The sequence below is a fragment of the Paraliomyxa miuraensis genome (assembly GCF_026337845.1).
In the GTDB taxonomy this organism is placed as follows: Bacteria; Myxococcota_A; Polyangia; order Nannocystales; family Nannocystaceae; genus Paraliomyxa; species Paraliomyxa miuraensis.
Genome location: NZ_JAOVZF010000164.1, coordinates 405,100 through 426,786, shown reverse-complemented (window position 1 = coordinate 426,786; position 21,687 = coordinate 405,100). Strand labels below are relative to the sequence as shown.

14 protein-coding genes are annotated in these 21,687 nt (G+C 69.2%); 10 read left to right on the top strand and 4 right to left on the bottom strand.

The annotated features are described in order from the left end of the window. The first annotated feature begins 40 nt into the window (after positions 1-40). The 7 genes from OEB96_RS44945 (at position 41) to OEB96_RS44915 (ending at position 7,727) form a co-directional block, all read left to right on the top strand. Entirely contained in the window at positions 41-1,267 is a 1,227-nt protein-coding gene (locus OEB96_RS44945) for a hypothetical protein (protein ID WP_266223168.1), read from the top strand. Then, on the top strand, positions 1,264-2,880 hold the full coding sequence (locus OEB96_RS44940; RefSeq protein ID WP_266223167.1) for an aryl-sulfate sulfotransferase: 1,617 nt from the start codon (positions 1,264-1,266) through the stop codon (positions 2,878-2,880). Before OEB96_RS44945 ends, OEB96_RS44940 begins: the two co-directional genes overlap by 4 nt. Then, on the top strand, positions 2,877-4,028 hold the full coding sequence (locus tag OEB96_RS44935) for an NAD(P)/FAD-dependent oxidoreductase (RefSeq protein ID WP_266223166.1): 1,152 nt from the start codon (positions 2,877-2,879) through the stop codon (positions 4,026-4,028). Before OEB96_RS44940 ends, OEB96_RS44935 begins: the two co-directional genes overlap by 4 nt. An 84-nt stretch (positions 4,029-4,112) precedes the next feature. Beyond that, the gene (locus OEB96_RS44930) at positions 4,113-4,304 is read left to right on the top strand and encodes a hypothetical protein (protein ID WP_266223165.1); all 192 of its coding nucleotides are present in this window, start codon (positions 4,113-4,115) and stop codon (positions 4,302-4,304) included. 32 nt (positions 4,305-4,336) lie between these two features. Next, positions 4,337-4,795 carry a hypothetical protein gene (locus tag OEB96_RS44925; RefSeq protein ID WP_266223164.1) on the top strand — a complete coding sequence of 153 codons (459 nt, stop codon included), beginning with the start codon at positions 4,337-4,339 and terminating at the stop codon, positions 4,793-4,795. Between the two features lie 162 nt (positions 4,796-4,957). Next, positions 4,958-5,800 (top strand): mechanosensitive ion channel family protein, encoded by an 843-nt coding sequence (locus tag OEB96_RS44920; RefSeq protein ID WP_266223163.1) that lies wholly within the window; start codon positions 4,958-4,960, stop codon positions 5,798-5,800. A 10-nt stretch (positions 5,801-5,810) separates the two neighbouring features. Next, positions 5,811-7,727 (top strand): glycosyltransferase family protein, encoded by a 1,917-nt coding sequence (locus OEB96_RS44915; protein WP_266223162.1) that lies wholly within the window; start codon positions 5,811-5,813, stop codon positions 7,725-7,727. A 17-nt stretch (positions 7,728-7,744) separates the two neighbouring features. Here the strand turns inward: OEB96_RS44915 and OEB96_RS44910 are convergent, their stop codons facing one another. Next, positions 7,745-10,636, bottom strand: a complete 2,892-nt coding sequence (locus OEB96_RS44910; RefSeq protein ID WP_266223161.1) for a serine/threonine-protein kinase — start codon at positions 10,634-10,636, stop codon at positions 7,745-7,747. Positions 10,637-10,744: 108 nt separating this feature from the next. On the opposite strand from OEB96_RS44910, the gene OEB96_RS44905 reads away from it, so the two are divergent. From OEB96_RS44905 to OEB96_RS44895, 3 genes are all read left to right on the top strand, one after another. Further along, positions 10,745-11,554, top strand: a complete 810-nt coding sequence (locus OEB96_RS44905) for a UbiA family prenyltransferase (protein WP_266223160.1) — start codon at positions 10,745-10,747, stop codon at positions 11,552-11,554. Continuing rightward, entirely contained in the window at positions 11,521-13,428 is a 1,908-nt protein-coding gene (locus tag OEB96_RS44900) for a hypothetical protein (RefSeq protein ID WP_266223159.1), read from the top strand. Before OEB96_RS44905 ends, OEB96_RS44900 begins: the two co-directional genes overlap by 34 nt. Before the next feature lie 71 nt (positions 13,429-13,499). Next, positions 13,500-14,084, top strand: coding sequence for a Uma2 family endonuclease (locus tag OEB96_RS44895; RefSeq protein ID WP_266223158.1), 585 nt, complete (start codon positions 13,500-13,502; stop codon positions 14,082-14,084). A gap of 56 nt (positions 14,085-14,140) precedes the next feature. Here OEB96_RS44895 and OEB96_RS44890 read toward each other — a convergent pair whose 3' ends face one another. The 3 genes from OEB96_RS44890 to OEB96_RS44880 form a co-directional block, all read right to left on the bottom strand. Then, a complete protein-coding gene (locus tag OEB96_RS44890) occupies positions 14,141-19,753 on the bottom strand; it encodes a hybrid sensor histidine kinase/response regulator (protein WP_266223157.1) in 5,613 nt (1,870 codons plus the stop codon). A 447-nt stretch (positions 19,754-20,200) separates the two neighbouring features. Next, positions 20,201-20,980 (bottom strand): zinc-ribbon domain containing protein, encoded by a 780-nt coding sequence (locus OEB96_RS44885; protein ID WP_266223156.1) that lies wholly within the window; start codon positions 20,978-20,980, stop codon positions 20,201-20,203. 59 nt (positions 20,981-21,039) lie between these two features. Next, positions 21,040-21,687: a hypothetical protein gene (locus OEB96_RS44880; protein ID WP_266223155.1), complete on the bottom strand. Its 648-nt coding sequence runs from the start codon at positions 21,685-21,687 to the stop codon at positions 21,040-21,042.

Here is a 21,687-nt window from a genome sequence, read left to right as displayed (position 1 = left end):
CAGCGCGCTCACCTCTTGCCTGCGTGGTAGATGTTGGGCCATGCGCCCGATGCCAGGCGATCGCCCACGGGCCTCCAAGGTCGGGTGGATCGCCGCGGTCGGGCTCACCCTGGCGGCGGCGCTCGGCTGTGGCGTGACCCCCGATGCCACGATCGCCGAGGAATTCCACGAGCGCCTGCGGGCCCGCCCGCGGGGCTTCGTCGCGCGGCCATGCCCCGAGCGCGCCGCCAAGGTCGAGCGGCTGGCCGAGATGGTCTACATGGGCCAGGACCTGCGCGCCCGCATCCGCGAGTACGACACGCTGCCGCCCCCAAACCTCCACGACCGCATGATGCAGCACCCCATGCTGGGCGAGGGCGACGACTATCGCTGCCTGCTGCAGGACTTCCATGGGGTCGTGCCCAACGCCGAGCCCGACTTCCTCGACGCGCAGCCTCTGGTCGGCAATCTCTACGTGCTCGTGGCGCGGGTGCTCGCCTCGCGGGGGCAGGTCGAGGAGGGCTGGGCGCACGTGCTCGATGCGCTCGCGCTCCATGCGAACTGGGGCGGCTTCGGCTTCGAGCAGCAGCTGTCGCTCACCGACGTGCTGCGCACGACCTCCGCGCTGCTCGATCGACACCCCCCGAGCCCCGCGACCCTCGATCGCCTGATCGCGGGCGTCGAGGCCACGCGCTCCGAGGTGGGGACGATCTGCGGTGCGATGCGCCACGACCTGCTCACGCTGGCGATGACCGGCTTTCGCGTGCACTTCGGCCAGCGCGAGCGCGAGGCGGTGGCCAAGCGCTTCGGGCTCGACCACGCCATGCGCACGTGGAGATCGCCGTGGCCCGGCAAGCTCGGTCGGGCCGAGTGGGGGGCCTGGAGGGATGCCTACGACGCGATGGTCGAGGGCTGCACCCGGCGGCCCCTGGGGCTGACGATACAGGCCGCGGCCGAGCCCGTGGTGCGGCTCGACGGGCTGCATCCCCCCACGGGGGTGCGGCTGCGCATCGTCGCCGATCGGCTCAATCGCGTCGCGGTGCTGGTCGACGCGCAGATCACCCTGCTGGCCACGCTACGGGCGTTGCGTCTGCGGGCCGAGCACGGGCGCGACCCAACCACCGCCGAGCTGGCACTCGACTTCGGCCGGCGCCCGCTCAACCCCTGGGATGGCCGTTACTACACCTTCACGGTGGAGGGCGGCGCGCTGTCGGTGGTTCGTGGGCCCTATCGGCACGACGTGCCCCTGCCTCCCCCGGGGCGGGGTGCTGTAGAGTCAGCTCCATGACTCGCTTGCTTGGCTCTTCCCTCGCGTCCTCTCTCGCCGTGCTCGGGCTCTCGTTGGCATCGGCCTGCGGCGACGATCAGCCCGTGCAGGACGGCGATGGCAGCTCCACGGGCGCGAGCGCCGAGGGCTCCACGGGCACGACCGTCGCGGTCGACGAGTCGAGCAGCGGGCCGGGGGTCGACACCACGGCCGACGGCAGCAGCAGCAGCGGCGACCTGCCTCCGCTCGAGCTCGAGGTCGTCTCGTACACCTATCCCAATCAGCCCATGGTGATCGACCTGTCGTTCTCGGTGCCGCAGCTCGAGGTGACCATCGAGCACGAGACCGACCCGGGCATTCGCAGCGCCGTGATCGAGGCCGATCCGGAGCAGACCTGGGTGCGCGTGCGCGGGCTGGCCCCCGACACCGAGCACCCGCTCTCGTGGAGCGCCCTGGCTCCCGACGGGCGCACGGCCGAGGGCGAGCTGACGGTGACGACCGAGACCGCGCTGCCGGGGTTTCGGCCTTCGTTCACCATCGAGGGGCCGGGCGGGCCGGGCACCGGCACCGGCTACGGCGGCTACGTGCTGTTCGACCTGCTGGCGCTGACCCCCGAGGCCCCTGCGTCGATCTTCGTGCTCGACACCGAGGGGACGACCCGCTGGCACCTCGGGCGCAGCGACGGGCTCATCGGGCCAACGTCGGTGTTCGCGGGCGCCAAGCTCCGCGCCGATGGCACGCTGCTCTATCTGCGCGACCTCAACGTGTACGTGATCGACGAGATGGGCGTGGAGCAGCTGGTGATCGCCTCGGTCGACCTCGGCCTGCCCGGGCTGCACCACGACGTCATCGAGCTGCCGAGCGGCAACTTCCTGGCGCTGGCGTTCACCTTCCGCGACATCGACTATCCCGACATCGGGCTCACCCACGTGGCGGGCGATCTCATCGTGGAGCTGTCGCCCGAGGGCGAGCTGGTGTGGGAGTGGGACTCGTTCGATCACCTCGATCCGCTGCGCCGCCGCGATGGCTTCGACGATCTCATCCTCGACCCGGAGACCGGTGAATTCGGCAAGGACTGGACCCACGGAAACGGCATCGTCCATCGCGAGGACACCGACACCATCACGTTCTCCATGCGGCACCAGGACTGGATCATCGAGGTCGATCATGGCACCGGTGACGTGTTGTGGCGCCTTGGCGAGGAGGGCGACTTCACGCTGACTGCGGGCACCTGGCAGTACCACCAGCACTCCCCCGAGTGGCAGGACGACGGCACGCTGCTGCTCTACGACAACGGGCTGGGCAACCCGGGCCTGCCCGACCCGATGGAGACCTCTCGGGCCGTGCGCTATGCGATCGACACCGGGGCCATGGAGGTGACCCAGGTGTGGGAGGACGCGGCGGAGGACTTCGTGTCACCCATAGCGGGCGACAGCGATCGCCTCCCCGACGGCAGCATCCTCGTGACCGACTCCTCGATCGGTCTGGAGCTGGGCCCACAGGCGATCTACTCGCGCGTGCGGGAGATCGACGAGCCCAGCTCCGATGTGCCGCAGTGGTGGTTCACCACGGAGCTGGGCACGTTCATCTACCGCTGCATCCCGACCGAGCTGCTGCCCGGCGAGCTCCCGTGAGCGCTCTTCGCTACGACGTGCTCGTGATCGGGGCCGGTCCGGCCGGCTGCGCCGCGGGCATCGAGGCCGCGCGAGCCGGCCTGCGCGTGGGGGTGCTCGATCGCGCCACGTTCCCGCGACCCAAGACCTGCGGCGATGCGATCTCCAACCGCGCCGCGATCCTGGTCGATGCGCTGGTGGGGTGCCCGGATGCGCTGCGGACCGTGCCGCACGCCGAGGTCACGGCCGGCGTGGCGGTGTTTCCCGATGGCAGCCGGGTGGGGCGCAGCTTCGGCGATGCGCCCGGCTTCATCGTGCCGCGGCTGCACCTCGACGATCTGCTGCGGCGCGCGCTCGAGGCCGCGGGGGCGCAGCTGCGGCAGGGGGTCAAGGTGCGGCGGCTGAGCACGGACGGCGAGCGCGTGGTGGGGGCGGAGGCCGAGGGGCTCTCGGTGCGGGCCGACGTGGTGGTGGCCGCCGACGGTCCGGGCTCGGTGGCATGGGCGGCGTTGGGCGTGCCGTATCGGCGCGGGCCCGAGCTGGCGGTGGCGATCACCGCCTACCACGAGGGCGTGACCCATGGTGACGCGGCCAGCACCAACGAGCACTACTTCGAGGAGGATCTTCCGTGCGGCTACGGGTGGATCTTCCCCGCGGTGGAGGGGCGCAGCAACGTGGGGGTGTATCAGCGGGCCGATCGCTTCAAGGCGCACGGTCGCACGCTGCCGCAGCTGCTTCGGAGCTTCGTGGCGGCGCACCCCGAGCGGCTGGCGTCGTCGCGGGCGGTGGGGCGTGCTCGGAGCTGGGCGCTGCCCCTGATGGCGCGCCCGTGGCCGCCCGCGGGGCCAGGGGTGCTGGCGTGCGGCGACGCGGCGTGGGCCGTGGATCCGCTCGCGGGCGAGGGGATCTTCCAGGCGCTATGGAGTGGAGGGCTGGCGGGGCGGACGGTGATCCGGGCGCTCGTGCGCGGCGGGTTCGATCGCATGGTGGCGCGGCGCTACCGGCTCGAGCACGCGGCGGGCCTGTGGCCAGGGTCGGTCGCTCGGCTGGCGATCCAGCAGGCGATGGATCCGTTGGTGGAACGCGGCTGGTACCAGCGACCGTGGGTGCGCGCGCTGCTGCGGCGTGGGTATGGGAGCGATGCGTTCGAGGTCAGCAAGCGGCTCTGAGGCAGTGCCCGATCGCACGATGCGAACCCGGCGCTCGAGGCACCTGCACCCCCAAGACCAAAGGTGCTATTCTGGTGCCGGCACATGGACCCTGCCGAGCTCACCTTCGAGACCTTGGCCGCCGAGCAACGGATGCGGGGCGGCCCTGCATGGCAGGCCGCCATCGACGCTGGCATCGACGTCACCTTGACCGAGCGCAACCTCGCGCTCACCCCCGATGAACGGCTGATGCAGCTCGACGCCATGCTGCACCTCATCCACGACGCACGCCGGTGAGCCGTAGACGACCTCAAGACAATGCCGCCTTGGTGCGCGCGCTCGTCGATGCGAAGGTGGAGTTCATCGTCATCGGGGGAGTCGCGGCAATCCTACATGGTGCCTCGCGGGTTACGTCCGACCTCGACATCTCGGCTCCACTGAGCAAGGAGAACCTTCAGCGCTTGTTGCAGGCCCTCGGGCCGCATCGACCGGTCCATGCAACCCGGCCTGATCTACTGGTGCTCGATGATCCCCTCGATCGACTCATGACGTTTCGCTTGTTGCTCATCGAGACCGAGTTGGGGCGCCTGGACGTGCTCCCTCGGGTCGAGCCGATCGGTGACTACCACGAGCTGGCGGCCGTGGAGATGACCCTGGCGGGACACACGGTACGTGTCATCGATCGTCGCCAGCTGATCGCAGTCAAGGAGTCGCTCACGCGTCCAAAGGACCGAGAGGTCGCCTTGGAGCTACGCGCGATCGACGAGCGCGAACGCCAGAGTCCCTGAGCTGTTCGAGGTCAGCAAGCGGCTCTGAGCACCGCTGACGCGTCGTGCGGGACCGGCAGCGGGCGGAGCCTGGCGGCAAGGCCGGGAGGCGAGGTCTCTTTCGGGGCCGCAAAAGATGGCCCGTGGGTGGTCGGATGCGTCTTGCTCCGGTATCAACCCTCCATGGACCCCAGCTCGCCGAGCGAATTCTCTGGAATGACCTGGATCCCCGACGCCCTCGTGCCCTACATGCCGCTGGTGGTGGGCACGGCGCTGGCCCTGCTGATCTTCGTGATCGGCTGGGTGGCATCGAAGTGGGGCTATCGGCTCGCGCTGCAGCTGATGCACCGCCGCAAGATCGACGAGTCGCTCGCGCGCTTCCTGTCGTCGCTGGTCCAGTACCTGATCCTCGCGGCCGCGGTCATCACGGCGCTGGCCAAGGTCGGGCTCGAGACCACCAGCCTGGTGGCCTTGCTCGGCTCGGCCGGCATCGCGGTGGGCCTGGCCCTGCAGGGCAACCTGGCTCACTTCGCCAGCGGGGTGATGGTGCTGCTCTTTCGTCCCCTCACCATCGGCGACTACGTGACCCTGGATGGACACGAGGGCTTCGTGGAGGACATCGGGCTGTTCGCCACCACGATTCGCACCCTCGACAACGACGTGATCATCCTGGGCAACGGTGCCGTGACCGGGGGGGCGATCATCAATCACAGCAAGCTGGGCAAGCGCCGCGGGCGCATTGCGGTGGGGGTGGCCTATGGCACCAAGATCGAGGACGTGATGCCCGTGCTCGAGCGAGCCGCTCGCAAGTCCTCGCGGGTGCTGAAGGAGCCCGCCCCGTACATCGCGTTCGTCGAGCTGGGAGCCAGCTCGCTCGACTTCCAGGTCATGCCGTGGTGCAAGCCCGAGGACTACATCCCCATGCTGCACGAGGTCCGCGTGGCCGTGTACGAGGAACTGAACGCCGCGGGGATCGAGATTCCGTTCAGCCAGATCGTGGTGCACAACGCCAGCGCCCAAGAGTAGCATCCAGCCGATGGTGCCCCCCCCTCGCGCGCGTGCCCGGATCCTGCGGGTGGCGGCGTGGGCCGCGGCCTACGCGACGGTGTTCCTCGGGCCGGTGGCGCTCTTGTGGTACTTCGGCGGCGAGCGGCTGCTGGCCCCCACGCCGCAGGCGGGGTTCGACTTCGACACGCACATCTCCCAGGTGTGGCGGGTACTCGAGGGCCTGCGCGGCTGGGGGCGCACGTGGGTCTACGACGTGCAGCACCTGGCCGGCTATCCCAACGGCACGATCTTCGACGCCGACAACAAGGGCTGGGAGCTGTTCACGCACGCGCTGACCGTGCTCGGCGTGCCGCAGGGACTGGCGTTCAACCTGTTCGTGGTGGTGGCCCACCTCGCGGTGGCGCCGGTGGTGTATGCGTCGGCGCGGCTGTTCGGGCTGCGGCGCGGCTCTTCGCTGCTCGCCGCGGGCCTTGCCGTGCTCTACTGGTTCTTCGACTCGTGGAACCACTGGGAGTGGTTCGTGGGGATGATCGCCTATGCGATCGCCGGCTACCTGTTCCTGCTGCCGCTGGCCGCGTTCTACCGCTTCACCGAGGAGCGCCGCCCGGTCCACGCGATTCTGTGTGCGGTGAGCATGGCGCTCGCGCACCTGGTGCATCCCTACACCTTCTTCATCCTGGTGGGGCCGATGGCGGCGCTCTACCTGCGTCACGCGCGGAGCATGTCGCGGCGCGATCACGTCATCGTGTGGGCGATCGCCGGCGTGACCGTGCTCGCCAATGCCTGGTGGCTGGCGATCGCGTTCTCGTTTTGGCACTACATCCTCGACTCGTCGCTGTTCGGGCACACCGGGCTCGACTCGCTGCTATGGGACGTCTTTGGCCTGGTGGGCGATCCTGCGGCCCAGGGCGTGGTGGGCAACCGCACCGGCTTTCGGCTGATGATCCTGACGGGCGGGATCGTGGGGGTGGTGGCGTGGTGGCGCCGCGGGGACGCGCGCACGCTGCCGTTCGGGGTGGGGCTGTCGGTGCTGCTGCTGCTCACGTACCTGGGCGGCTACACCTTCTTCGCCAACATCCAGCCGCACCGCCACGTGGGGCCCACCGGGTTCCTGGCCGTGATCCCGGCCGCGGCGGCGGTGGAGCTGGCGACCCGCGAGCGGCTGTGGTCGCGCCTGCCGCGACCGGCGTGGGCGCTGGCGGCCGTGCTCGCGGTGCCGGCGATGCAGCACCTGTCGCGCGACGTGCTGTACTTCTGTGCGCGCTCGCTGCCTCCCCCGGCCAAGCTGCTCGATGGTCAGCAGGTCTGGTACACCCGGCTCGGCTACGGGCCCCACGGCGACTTCGTCTATGGCGACTGGGATCACGACGAGCTCGCGGCCTGGGTACGCGAGCATGACGACGGCAGCGCCCGGTTCCTGGTGGAGAGCTGGCACATCGGCGAGCAGCTCACCTGGAAGACCGACGCGCAGATCCTGGGCGGGTTCATCTGGCGCAACCTCGACCATAGCTGGGCCAACTTCTTTCGGCGGCGGCCGCAGGGGATCGCCTCGCCCGAGGAGCTGCGGCAGTACATGCGAACGTACGGGGCTCGCTACGTGATCATCTCCACGCCGGCTTCGCTGGCCCCGTGGTGGGATCAGAGCCCGGTGCTCGAGCTGGTTGCCACGATCTCGGTGTTTCGAATCTATCGCTTCGAGGAGCCGGTGAGCCTGATCGCCGAGGGGCGCGGGCGGGTGGAGGCTGGGACCAATCGCATCCTGGTGAGCGGCAGTGATCCCGGGCAGGACGTGGTGCTGCGCTATCACTGGCTCGAGACGCTGGCGTGCGGGCCCGAGTGTCGGATCGAGCGGGAGCGGATCGACGAGGTCGATACGGTGGGGTTCATTCGGGTGCCCGCGCCGCATCCGGCGGACTTCGAGATCCGCAATGTCTATCGGGAGTGATCGGCCCGGCTCGAGCCCTACTCGCCCTCGACTCGGCCATCGCGATGCCTCGCCAACCAGGCATCGAGCAGTCGCACGGACGGAACCCCGTTCCAGTACACCCGCGCGAGCTCGTCGCGCACGCGCTGGATCGTCGCCGTGGGATCGGCCTCGGACGAGAGCGCCTCGACGGCTGCGATCAGCAGGTAGTCGGGAGGAAACCTGGGATCGGCAACCTGCAGCACCTCGCCCCAGCTCCGGGCGGGCGGGGGCACGGGAGCCTCGGCGAGCATGGCGACGATCGCTGCCTCGGCGCGTGCGTCCAGGGCGAGCGTCTTCTCCGCGAGGAGCGTGGCCACGGTCTCGGGGTCGGCGAAGCGGGCTCGAACCCGGTCGAGCCGGCCCGTGAGCAGCTCGTGCGTGACGGCCGTCCCCGTGTACCACATGCGGTCCCGCCGGTTCCCGATCGCGGAGACCAGCGGCTCGATCTCGCGTAGGAGCGAGTCGACGTGATCGTCCCGGTGGTGAACGAAGGCCAGTACCGTGGCCATGATTGCGCGATCGAGGCGCTCGCGGTCGGTCGTCGCCTCGATGTGGACTCTCTCGGCCAGGGTCCGTTCCGCCTCGGCGAGCGCTCCGGTATGGACGGCGATCATGACGTGCTGGAACAGCACGTCGTGGTAGGTGGCGGAGCTTGGAGCGAAGTGCTCGCGCACGATCCGATGGAGCGCGCGTGATTCCTCGATGGCCTCGGAAGACCGATCGAGCAGGTACAGCGAGCCCACGTACGTTCGTCGGGCCCTGATCGCGGCAGGCGACGATTCCCCCATCGTCGCCTCGAGCTCGTGGATCACCTCCTGGAAATCGAGCTTCTTCATCTCGGCGATGTCTCCGGTCTGGAGCATCGTGGTCATCTGGTTGAAGCGGACCTTGGCCACGCCGGCACGGTCCCCCGCGCGCGCGAAGACCTCCTTGGCCTGCTCGTTGTAGACCGTGGCCTCGTCGTACTTGCCCATGCGCCGCAGCAGCGAGGACTGATTGAGCAGCACGTGGCCGAGCAGCTCGTAGTCGTCGCTCCCCGAGCGGCGCTCCAGCGCTCGGGCCAGCGCGGCGAGCTGCCGAACCTCGCGCGCGCTCGGGGGCGTGCCCTCGAGCATGACCAGCAGCTCGTCGTTGATGAGGCGTGCCGCCAGGTGGTCGTGACCGGCCACGATGGCCAGCTCGGTCGCCTCCTCGAGTCCCACGAAGGCCTCGTCCATCTCGCCCTCGTCGCCGAGCAGGCGTGAGCGCTCGGCGAGCGCTCGTGCGAGCTGGTAGGGAGCGCCCAGGGCTCGGGCGTCCTCGACCACCTCCTCGATGCGCTCGCGTAGACCGTCCTTGCGGTCGACGAGCCGCTCTCGACGGACCGCCGCGGTGCGCTCGTCGATCGCGGCGGCACGCTCGGCCTCGCCGGGACCGGTGGGGTAGGGCACCCAGCGCCCGCCCGTGCAGTCTTCGAGGGCCGGCAGCGAGCTCACCACGGGCTCCACCCGCGAGGCGTCCAGCGGGCTCGTGGTCAACAGCTCGACCAGGCCGCGCAGCGAACCCAGGCGGTTCTCGAGGCACTGCGCGGTGGCCTGATCGGCGGGCGTACCCCGCGAGGCGTTCGGGCCGACCGCGGCGCACGACTGGGCGTAGGTCTCGGCCCAGCGCGCGGCATAGTCGTCGAGCGACTGCTCGAGCTGCGCACGGGTCTGTTGGATGTGGGCGGCGGTGTAGTCTCCTCCGCCGATCTGGAGGGCCTGGCGATCATCGGCATTCCAGACCGTCTCGATGCGTGCCATCCCGTCCTCGCACGGAGGCGAGGCATCACCGTGGGCGAGCACGGCGACGACGGCTGCCGTGCTCGCGAGCACCCCGGTGGCGAGGAGCTCGCGACGCCACCCGCGGCGGCCTCGTTGGAGCTCGTGCACGAGCGCATCCATGGAGGGAAAGCGGCGGTCGGGGTCGAGGTCGAGGCCGCGTAGCAGGGCGCGGTGGAGCCAGCGGGGGATCTTCGAGCCCGGCGGGCGCACGGGAGGCGCCGCCTCGATCGCCTCGCGCAGCTCGCGAATGTTCTGTCCCAGGAACGGGCGCGCGCCGTGCAGCCCCTGCCACAGCGACACGCAGAAGGCGAACTGATCGCTGCTGGCGGTGGCCACGGCGCCGCGCAATTGCTCGGGAGACATGAAGGCGGGCGTACCCATCACCGTGCCGGCCGCGGTCAGCTCGATCGAGAACGTCGAGCCGGAGCTGAGCGAGGCGGTGTCGGGCTCGGCCTCGCGCGCGAGCCCGAAGTCGGTGACGAGCACGCGCTGGTCGTTGGCGACCAGCACGTTGGCCGGCTTGAAGTCGCGGTGGACCAGGGCGGCCGCGTGTACGGCCGCCAGGCCCTGGCCGGCCGCGATGAACACGTCGACCACCTGCTTCCAGCTGCGGCGCCCGATGGGCTCGCTCAACCAGCGTCGGAGGTCGGAGCCCTCCACGTACTCCATCACCACGAACACCGCGTCTTCGTGGCGGCCCACGTCGTGGATGACGACCACGTTGGGGTGGCGGATCCGGGCGAGCGCCCGGGCCTCGCGCTCGAGCCGCTCGACGGCCTCGGCTCGGCGAACGGTGGAGCCCTTGCTGGCGATGACCTTGATGGCCACCGCACGGTCGAGCTGCGGATCGGTGGCGAGGTAGACCACGCCCATGCCGCCCGCGCCCAGCCGACGCAGGATCACGTAGCGCCCGATGGTGTGCGGGGCCTCCTTGTCGGGAGCCGGGGTCCGGGGGCGGGAGGCGTCGCCAACCTGGGACTCGACCGTCTCGTCGATCTCGTCGTCGCCGAAGGCGAGCTCCTCCTTCTCGAGGAGGCGGGTGGTTCCCGCGTTGGACTCCTTGACGGAGCCATCCCCGGCGTCCACGGGCAGAGCATAGCAGCACTGGGCCCGTCGCTGGGTCCGTCGCTGGGCGTCGGGGCTGCGAGCCCGGCTGGCGCCCAGCCAGCCCGATGTGTGACCATCGACCCGCGGATGCCCGCCGAGCTCAAGATCGTCCTCGATGTGGCGCGCTATCGGATCGGTCGGCTCGAGATGGCCAACCTGGTGGCTGCGGTCGCGATCATGCTGGCATTGCAGCTGTCGCTGCCCGAGCTGATGGTGCGTACGGGGTTCGGGATGCTCTTGAACCTGCTGGTGTACCTCAACAACGACTGGTTCGATCTCGACGACGATCTGATGACGAGCACCCGGGATCGCCACAAGACCGCCTACCTGGCGGCGCACCGTGGGGCCGCGCTACGCGCCCAGTGGGGGCTGCTGGGGCTCTGCTGTGGGTTCGCGTCGCTGTGGGGCGGGGGGCTGTGGCTGCCGCTCACGGTGGGGGCCGGGATCTGCTGGCTCTACTCGGCGCGGCTCAAGCGGCGGCCGTTCGTCGACGTCGGCGCGATGATGGTGTGGGGCATGGCGATGCCCGCGGTGGCGGTGCCGCCCGGGGCGGCCGAGGGCTGGTGGTTGCTGTGGCAGCTCGGGCTGTTCTCGGGGGTGTTCGAGACCATCCAGGTGCTGCGCGATCGAGAGGCCGATGCACGCCGTGGGATCCGAACGACCGCGGTGGTGCTGGGACGGAAGCGGACGCAGTGGCTGGCCCGCGGCCTGATGCTGCTGGCGGGCGCCTACGCGGGGTGGTGCTTCCATCCCGTGTTGGTGGTGCTGCCGTGGGTCGCGGCGGCGCTGCCGATTCCGGCGGTGCGGATCGAGGGGTACTGGAATCGGGTGCGGGTGCTGCTGGGGTCGACGCTGCTGCTCGAGTGCGCGCTGCTCTACGCGCGTGCGGGGGGCTGATGGAGCGCAAGCGCATCGGGCGGGCGTGGGCGTGGGCTGCGTTCGTGGTGCTGGTGGCGGTGGGGCTCTACTGGCCCGCGATGCACGTGGGGCTGTTGGCCGACGACGTCTATCAGGTGGCGCTGTTCGACGGGGTGGCGGGCGAGCGGGGGCCGCTGTCGCTCTACTCGCTGTATCCGCGGGATCCCTCCGCGACGGCGGAGCACGTGCGGCGCGGCTCGCTGCCGTGGTGGACGGTGACGGAGTTTCGCTTCGTGCAGGTGCGTCCGCTGTCGAGCCTCTTGCTGTGGGTCGATCATGCGCTGTGGGGCAAGCGGGCGTTCGTGCATCACCTGCACTCGATGGGGTGGCTGGCGGCGGCGCTGCTGGCCGCGTACGCGCTGCTGCGGCGGGCGACCACGCCGGTGATCGCGGCCATGGTGCTGCTGGTCTACGCGGTGGACGAGACGTTCGGGTGGACGACGGCGTGGCTGGCCAATCGCTGCGCGATGGTGTCGGCCGCGTTCGCCTTCGGGGCGCTGGCGGTGCAGCTGCGGCGGGCCACGAGGGGCTCGGATCGGGAGCGGCGACGCGACGGGTGGATCGAGGGCGGGCTGTGGGCGCTGGCGTTCGCGGCCGGCGAGTATGCGCTGTGCGGGGCGGCGTATGGGATCGCGCATGCGCTGTGCGGACGCACCGATGGATGGCGGGCGCGGGCACGGGGGCTCTTGCCGATGGGGGTGGTGCTCGGGGCATTCGCGGTGCTGTCGGTGGCGATGGGGGCCGGGGTGCACGGGGCGACGAGCTACGTGGATCCGCTCGGGCATCCGGTGGAGTTCCTGGTTGCGTGCGTGGATCGGGTGCCGCGGATGCTGGGGGAGATCTGGCTGGGGCTGCCGGGCGAGAGCGATCGGCTGCTGTTTCGCTACGAGGGCACGATCGTGGTGCGGGCGATGACGGCGCTGTCCGGAGTGGAAGGGGCGCCCGGGGTGGTGAAGGCGCACGGAGGGTTCGCGCTGCTCGGGATCGCGGTGGTGGTGGGGCCCTGCTGGTGGCTGGCGCGGCGGTGGCTCGAGCCGTCGGAGCGCCGGACGGTGGTGTGGTTGGCGCTGGGGTCGCTCGGGGCGCTGGTGCCGTTGGCCGCGATCCTGCCGTCGACGCGAGCGCTGGCGGTGGCGGCGTTGGGACCGGCGGTGTTCGTGGGGAGCGTGGCGGTGGCGGCTGTGCGGGCCGTGCGGACGCGGCCGACTGGAGTGATGGCGTGGGCCCGGACGGGGGTGCTCGGGGTGCTCGCGGCGGGGTTGGTGGCGCAGCACGTGGTCGTCGATGCCGGGTGGGCACGGGCGCAGATCGCCGGGATCGATGCCACGGGGCGCTCGTATCCGCGGTTCATGGCCGACGTGGGCACGCAGGCGCTGCCGCTCGAGGGCAAGGACGTGGTGGTGATCGCGGCCCCCGGGTTGGTGACGGGGCTGCACGGGATGTGGCTGCTGCACCTGCTCGAGCGACCGTTGCCCCGAACGTGGCACGTGCTGGAGATCGGCGAGCGGCGCTTGCTGGTGCGGCGAGTGGACGAGCAGACGCTCGAGCTCTCGACGGTGGGCGGAGTGATGCACGACCAGCCGCCCGAGGTGCTGTTTCGGCCGCCCTCGCAGGGGCTGCACGCCGGGGACGAAGTGGATGTCGGGGTGTTTCGGGCGCAGGTGGCCGCCGAGGGCAAGGGCGGGGGAGTGAGGGCAGTACGGTTCTCGTTCGATCGGGCGCTCGAGGATCCGGGGTTGGTGTTCCTCGCGGGTGGGCCTCGAGGGTTGCGGAGGTTCGAGCTGCCCGCGGTGGGCAAGGCGGTGGTCGTGGCAGCACCGGTGCTGCCGGGGCGGGTGCGAGGCGGGGCGTAGCAATTCGTTGGTGCGGGCCGGTCCAGGCGGGGCCCATCCGGCCGTGAGGACCGAGCTATACTCGGCGGGTCATGGCCCCGCCCCCTGCGACCCTCGCCGATCGCTTCACCTACGCCGACGTGCTGACGTGGCCGGAGGACGAGCGGTGGGAGCTGCACGAGGGGCTGCCCGTGGCGATGAGCCCTGCGCCGAGCACGGCGCACCAGCGGGTGGTGGGGGAGCTGTTTCGACAGATCGCCAACTTCCTCGTGGGTCGCCCGTGCGAGGTCTTTGCCGCGCCCTTCGACGTGCGCCTGGGGGCCGCGAACGCACCGCCGCGGGACATCAGGACGGTGGTCCAGCCCGATCTGACGGTGATATGCGATACCTCGGGCTTGGACGAGCGTGGATTCCAGGGCGGCCCCGACTGGGTGATCGAGGTGCTCAGCCCATCGACCTCGGCGCGGGATCAGATCACCAAGCTCGCCTACTACGAGGCCTACGGGGTGCGGCACTACTGGTTGGTGCATCCGCTCGATCACCTCGTGACCGTGTATGCACGAGATGACATCGATCGGCCGTTCCCACGGCCGGCGATCAGCGAGACCAAGGGCAAGCTGACCTCGGGGTTGTTTCCCGAGCTGGTGATCGACTGGGAGCTGCTTCCGAGCGGGTGAGCGCTCGGCCTGGCGCGAGAAGCTGCGCTCGGGCGAGCCGCCGACGCCTGGCGCGATCAATTCGGTCGGTCGAGCCACTGGCCCAGGGTCGCGGTCATCTGGCTCAGCGAGACGGGCTTGGTCAGGAAGTCGTTCATGCCGGAGGCAAGGCACTTGGCCCTGGCGTCGGCCGATGCGTGGGCGGTCACCGCAACGATGGGCACATCCAGGTGCATGGTGTCCTTGCGCATCGCGACGGCGGTCTGATAGCCGTCCATGCCCGGCATCTGTAGATCGAGCAGCACGAGGTCGAACGATTGCGTGGGGAGGGTGCGCAGCGCTTCGGCGCCGCTGGACACCCGCAAGACGGCGTGGCCGAGCTTCTTGATGATCGCGGTGATGACCTGCGCGTTGAGGTCGTTGTCCTCGACCACCAGGACCGTCGCCTGGTCTCTGGCCGCGGCCGCGAGCTCGGGGGCGGGCATCTCCTCCCTTCCGTCGAGCAAACCGACCCGACCGAGCGGCACGGTGAGTCGAAAGCGCGAGCCCTTCCCGGGGACACTGGTCACGCCCAGATCCCCCGACAGGAGCAGCGCGAACTGCTTGGCAATCGCCAGGCCGAGCCCGGCCCCGCCGTGCCGTCGCGTGGAGGAGCTGTCGCACTGGAAGAACGGCTCGAAGATGCTGGCCTGCTGGTCCTCGGCGATGCCAATGCCCGTGTCCTCGACGATGATCGACACCTCGGCCGTCTCGGCATTGCGCTCCTCCACCGAAGCGTCGAGCGTTATGCCCCCGACCTTGGTGTACTTGACCGCGTTGTCGAGCAAGTTCAGGACCATCTGGCGGAGCCGCTTGGCGTCGCCGACGAAGCGCCTGGCCAGCACCGCCTCGTCGGCGACGACCCTCAGTGTCAGTTGCTTTTGCTCTGCTCCCGGAGCGACCTGGGCCACACAGTCGAAGATGAGCTTGCCCATGGAGAATTGCCGCGGAGCGAGCCCCATCGTGCTCGCCTCGAACTTGCTGTACTCGAGTATGTCGCTGAGCAGCTCGAGGAGATGATTCGCAGAGTGGGTCATCGTGTGCAGATAGTCGAGATGCTCCTGGTTGGTGATCTCGTTCACCATCAGCGAGGTGAACCCGATGATCGGATTGAGCGGGGTGCGCAGCTCGTGGCTCATCATGGCCAGGAACGCGCTCTTTGCCCGATTGGCGGCCTCGGCCCGGCTCTTGGCCTCGCGGAGCTCTCGCTCGGCCTCGAGCCGCTCCTGGTTCTCTCGCCGCAGGTCCCGGTAGAGGAGCGCGTTGGACAGCGAGATCGCCGCTTGCGACGCGATGAGGTCGAGCAGATGGACCTGCGAGTTGGTGTAGGCCACCCCGATCACGGTGTTCTCGAGGTAGAACATGCCGACCACGCGACCGTGTCGCCGGAGCGGGATGCAGGCGCTCGATCGCGTGCGTTCATGCCGCCCCTCGACAGCATCGGGGATGTCGGCTCCCGCGTCCTCGACGAACACGGGCTTCCTGGTGCGCCAGCACTTGTAGACGGTGTCCTCGGGAAGCGGTCGACCGTTCCCGGAGTCGTTGCCCTTCTCGACGACGAGCTCGCCGTTGCGCAGCCAGGCGGAGGCTGCGACCTCGTAGCGGTCGTCCTCCACGAGCAACAGCCGCCCGACGTTCGCTCCGGCGTTCTCCATGGCCACTCCAAGCAGGGCCTCGAGCAGCCGGTCGAGGTCGAGCTCTGCGGAGACCTTCTGCACCGCCTTGGCGAGGCTCATGCTGTCCACGTTGGACACGCCCCCGGCTGCCGAGCCGTGGTCGAGGGTGATCGAGCCCGAGCGCGGCGTCCTCTGGCTGTCCGACCACGACGAGCCGGCCTCGAGGACGCGAACGTGGGGAAACCGGCTGACGAGGTCATCGACCTTGCCCTCGGCTCCCCACGCGCGATACCGCAGCATGGCCTGGGCGAGCAGCAGCTTGCCGACCTCGTCCAGCCCGTGCTCGCGATGGGCGAGCCCGGCATGCTCGAGGGCCAGCGCCTCGGTGTGGATGAACCGGTACCGCTTGGCCGACGCGATCGCTTGATCGTAGCGCAGCATCGCCTCGTCCAGCCGGCCGCGGGCTCGGCACCACTCCGCCTGCACCAGCCGGGTCTTGGCCTCGAAGTTGCGCGGGTTGCAGTCGGTCCAACGCTCCATCAGCTCGAGGTTGGTCTGCATCTCCTCCGCGTACGCCGCCCGGAGCTCGTCCGATGCATCGCGATAGCAGGCCGCAAGACACAGCGAGCGGAACTGGAAGTAGTCGTGATACTGGGGGTGGAACGCGGAGCTGAACAGCAGCTCCCGGGCCCGCTCGCTGGCGGCGAGCGCCTGCTCGTACTCGCCGGCATGGTAGAGGGTCGTCATCCGGAGGACATGGTGCCAACAGATTGCGGTCGTGACCCGAGGGGGCAAGAACTCGGCCTCGTACTGCTCGAGGTCGAAGTCGGCCTGGTTCCAGCTGACGAGCTCGTCGGTGAGCCCACGCAGCGACCGGACGAACTGCTGCGTCGACCGAATGACGCACACGACGTCCTGGAAGCCCGTCCGCCGCGGATAGTCGATCCACTGGTCCGCCTGGGCGTCCACGTCCGAGAGCGCGTCGCCTCGAGCCAGCAAGTTGGTGACCGTGTGGTTGCAGCCATAGCATGCGAACCCGACGTCGCCGTTGCGAAGCGCATGGAAGTAGCACTCTCGCGCGAAGGCGATCATGTCGGAGATCGAGCCGGTCCAGTAGCTGCTCAGCTCCATGAAGTAGCTGCCGTAGTGCTCGAAGCGATCGAAGCCATGCTCGTGGACCAAGTCGTACGCGAGCCGGGAGAAGCGGGTGCCGTCGCGATAGCGGTGATATGCCTGCAAGAACAGCCCGAACCATCCGTAGCCGTTGACGGCGGCGGGGCAATTGCCGTGTCGCAGGCTCAGGTTCACCATGCGGTACGACACCACCCCCAGCAGGTTCCCACCGGCGAACAGGGCGGGAATTTGCAGCACGGCCAGCAGATACATGCACGTCAGGTGCTCTGGATCGTCCACGAGCGGTAGCTCCACCAGGGACTCGATGGAGCGGCCGTCGAGGTTCTGCCACACGAGGTCGTACTCGCGCTGCATGGCGTCGTCGTCGGGCTGGGCCGGAATGTCGATGCCGAACAGCCGCAGGCCGGCCAGGGCCAGCGGCACCGCAGACTCGATGTCCGAGCGTACCGTGGCCAGCTCGACCTTGATGCGATAGATGGCCCCTCGGTCGATGTTGGTCCGACTGTGCTCGAGCGCGACGTCGAACAGTCGATCTGCCTCGGCGTGGCCCTCGTGGGACGAGATGGCGAACACCTCGGCCAGGTCCACGTGGACCGCGTAGGCCAGCGCGTAGTCTCGCTCCCAGCACGCCTCGGGGAGCAGCTCCTTGGCCAGCGTCAAGAACCGGATGGCCGTGTCATACGCGGCCGAGGCCTTGGCCCTTAGTCCGGCCCGCAAGAACATTCGGGCGACGGCGTCGCGCTCGGTGGCATCGGTCAGCAGCTCGACCGCCTGGGCGAACTGTGCCGCGACGTCGAACAACCGCTCGGTCAGCTGCTCCTCGGACAGCTCGCGCACGAAGCCGCGGCCCATGGCGAGGTGCGCCGCGGCTCGCTCGGCCGGCTCGAACAGTGCATACGCCGCCTGCTGGATTCGATCGTGAGCGATCTGGACGCGATCTCCCGCGTCGATGAGATAGCCGTGGGCGTACACTTCCTCGAGCGCCTCGGTGAGCTCCGCTGCGCTCGCGCCGGTCGCGATCTCCAGATCTCGCACATGGAACACGCTGCCCAGGCATGCCGCGGCCTTCATGCTCTCGACCGCGCGCGTCGACGACGTGGTGAGCTTGGCCAGCATCAGCTCGACGACGTTGTCGCTGTAGTTTCGCTGCCGGATCTCGTCCTCGTTCCACTCCCAGGCGTCCGGGCCACGCCGGATGTACCCGTCGTCGTACATCGAGTAGAGCAGCTGGCCGATGAAGAATGGGTTGCCGCCGGTCTTCTCGTGGACCAGCCGTGCCAGGCTCGTGACGTCCTCCTCACGGGTGGCCATCGCATCTGCGAGCATGCGTTGCATGTGAGAGAGGGTCAGCGGCTCGAGGGTGATCGTGCTCGACACTCCCTTGCGCTGAGCGAGCTCGTCGAGTACGAGCATCAGGGGATGGGACGAGGTCACTTCATTGTCGCGATAGGATCCGATCAGGTGGAAGTACTGGATCGACGACGTGGTGAATAGATATCGGATGAGGTCGATGCTGCCCTGGTCGGCCCACTGCAGGTCGTCCAGGAAGATGGCCAGGGGATGCTCGGCCGAGCACAGCGCCGCCAGGAACTCGCCGAAGACGCGCTGGAACCGGTTTCGGGCCTCGTTGGACGGCAGCTCGGGGACGGGAGCTTGCTCGCCGATGACCAGCTCGACCGATGGGATGACCTGGGTGATGACGCGGCCGTTGTCGCCGACGGCCTGGCGCAGCCGTCGGCGCCACCGCGCCAGCGACTCGGGCGACTCCCCGAGGATCTGCTGAACCAGGGACTCGAGCGCATGGCAGAAGGTGGCGTATGGAACATCCCGCTGGAACTGGTCGAACTTGCCCGAGATGAATCGCCCGCGCGCCACGACGATCGGGCGATGGAGCTCGTTGACCAGCGCCGACTTGCCGATGCCCGAGTACCCGCTGACCATGCTCAGGTGGGGCGCGCCCGTACGGCGCACCCCGGCGAAGTCCTGGAGCAGCCGCTCGCGCTCGTCGTCTCGGCCGTAGAGCGTCTGCGGCAGCTCGAAGCGCAGCGAGTGGTCGTGCTCGCCCAGTACGAACGGTGCGATCCTCCCGTGCTCCTGCCACTCGCGACGACAGCGCTCGATGTCGTGAGACAGCCCGCGGGCGCTCTGATAGCGGTCCTCGGCCAGCTTCGCCATCAGCTTGAGCACGATGGCCTGCACCGGGCGGGGCAGGTCGGGGCGCAGCTCCGTCGGTGCGACCGGGAGCTCGGCGATGTGGCAGTGAATCCACCCCAGCAGGTCGTGAGCGACGAACGGGAGCTGTCCGGTGAGCAGCTCGTAGAACATGACGCCGAGGCTGTAGAAGTCGCAGCGGTAGTCGACGACGCGGTTCATCCGTCGGGTCTGCTCGGGCGCGATGTACGGGAGCGAGCCCTCGAGCGTACCGGATGCTCCGCTCGATTGCCGCTCGCGCACCCGCAGCGACGCACTGCCAAAGTCGATGATCTCGAGGTCTCCGGCCTCGTTGACGAGCACGTTGTTGGGCTTGATGTCTCGATGCGTGATCCCGACGTCATGGATGTCATCGAGCGCCTTGGCCAGCTGCGCCGCGTAGCCGAAGAACGCGTCCAGCGACATCTGGCCCGTGTGCCCGCTTGCCAGTGACTCGTAGTTACGGTCTTCGAATACGATGAATACGCCGTCCGAGTCGTCGATGCACTCGATGGGACTCACCACATGTGGCGAGTCGAGCATCTGCAGCCGCTGGTACTCCCTCCGCAGCCGCTCGAGCTGCGCCTGGCTGGGATGCGGAGCGGCGGCCGTCTTGATGATCACCGGCAAGCCGTCGGCCGTTCGCACCGCGCGACGCAGTACCGAGTGATGAGTCACGGAGATCGGGTCGCCGAGAAGATAGTGGTCCATGACGTTCCTGCTGTTCGCGACGACCTGGTGCGTTTCGGCGCAGCACACGAGTCAGTGGCGTCCATGCAGTTACGCAGAGATCCGGTCCTGGCGCAAGCGATCGATGGAGCGATGGAGCTCGGTGCGTGGGCAAGGGATTGCGCACCATTACGGTGGTGAGCGGTGGTCGAAAACGAAATGGGAACCCCGATGTCGCCGGCGTGGCCGGAGCCGGTGAGCGAAGAGCATGGGCGCGAATTTGGGGTGGTTCCGGCGACCCATCGACGAGCCAATACATCGTTCGGGTCCGGTGGCGCCGAGGATGAGCGTTCTGATGGGTGACCGGCCCCCCGATCCATCAGCGCTTGGGATGGGCCGGTATCGAGGGCCTTGCCCGTCCGACCGGACGAAAACACGGCGCCCGGCCGGATCATCGTGATGGTCGCTGATCTGCGACCTCGCGCACCCTCACCCCACCGGATGCGCCTCGAGCCACTTGGTGGCCTTGCGGAGCCGCTGCGCTCGCACCTTGCCCTTCGCCTGCTCGACGAACGCTTCGTAGAGCGCCCGCGCCTTGCCCTCGCGGCCGGCTCGGGCCTGCGCGGTGGCTTCCCAGTAGAGCGCGTCCGCCTGCCATCCCTCCGAGAGCGGAGCCTCCTTCGACACACGAGCCTTGCGCGCGGCCGCGATCGCCTGGTCGAGGTTCCCTCGCTCGAGCCGCTCGTGGAGCTGAACGATGGCCTCGGCCAGCGCGAGCCAGGCCGCGGGATCATCGGAGGCTGCACCCACCCGTCGCTTGGCCTCCGCCACGGCGTGGTGCAGCGCCTTGTCGCTACGGGTCTGCCGACGACACGCCGGGCAGCGAATCGCGACCGATTCGAACGGGAACCGCAGCGTCTCGTACCAGTACTTCTGCTCCCGCGCGCCGAACGAGAACTCCTCTCGGCACTGAATGCAGGTCCGCTCCTCGTCGACGTAGAAGTACCGCGGCGTGTCGAACACCGTTCGCAACGGCTGCCGCCGCGCATCGCCGCGGACCGCCCCCGGTGGCAACGGAGGCCGGTAGTCGGGGTCGTGCTGGTAGGTGCCACGCTCGCACCCGAGGTGATCGATCCATGTGACGACGATCAGGGGAATGTCGCCGTAGAGCGGATGATGGCGGACGTGTGCTGGCGGCGCCTTGGGATCGGGGGCTCGCCGCTTGCGCGCCGAGCGAGCACCCGGACTGCCACGTCGATGTTTGGCCATGTCGACGCCATCCTACCCGAGCGGCTCGAGGGATGGCCTCGTGGTGCGAGGCATCTCCGTCATCCGGGCATGGGCTCGGCCGGCGGCGGCACATCGGGTCCGGGCTCGCCGGGCTCGCTCTGTCCGTAGATCCCGCAGCGCTCCGAGATCTGCTCGAACACCTCGCAGGCCTGGAGATCATCGGAGAGGTCCTCGGGCGGCTCGGCCCCGTCCTCGACCACCTCGACCGAGGGGCACGCCGCGTCGGGCAGCGCCGCCAGGCACTCGTCGACCAGGGCCTGCTCCTCGGCGGTCAGCTCCCCGCAGCCGAAGATCTGCTCGAGCTCGGGCCCCAGGTCCTCGGCGCACTCCTGCGGCGACACCTCGATCACCTCCGTGGTGCAGCCGCCACAGTCCTGGCCCTCGGCACAGTCGGCGCACGTCACCTCGATGATCCCGCAGCGCGCCACGTAGTCGCACGCGACCTCGGTGGTGAGGTCGGCGGCCTCCTGGGGGGTCTTGTCGACGATCGTACGCGGCTCGGGCTCCTCGGGCTGGGTGTCGCAGGCGGGCAGCGGCAGGAGGAGGAGAGTCAGCAATCCAAGGGTCAATCGCGTCATGCCGGGGAAGTGCCGGCCGAGACCTCCGCGATCACGAGACGGCTCCCTTGCCATGGTGAGCAACAGCACGATGCCCTCGGGGCACCCGGCCTCTGCGATTGGGGTCAT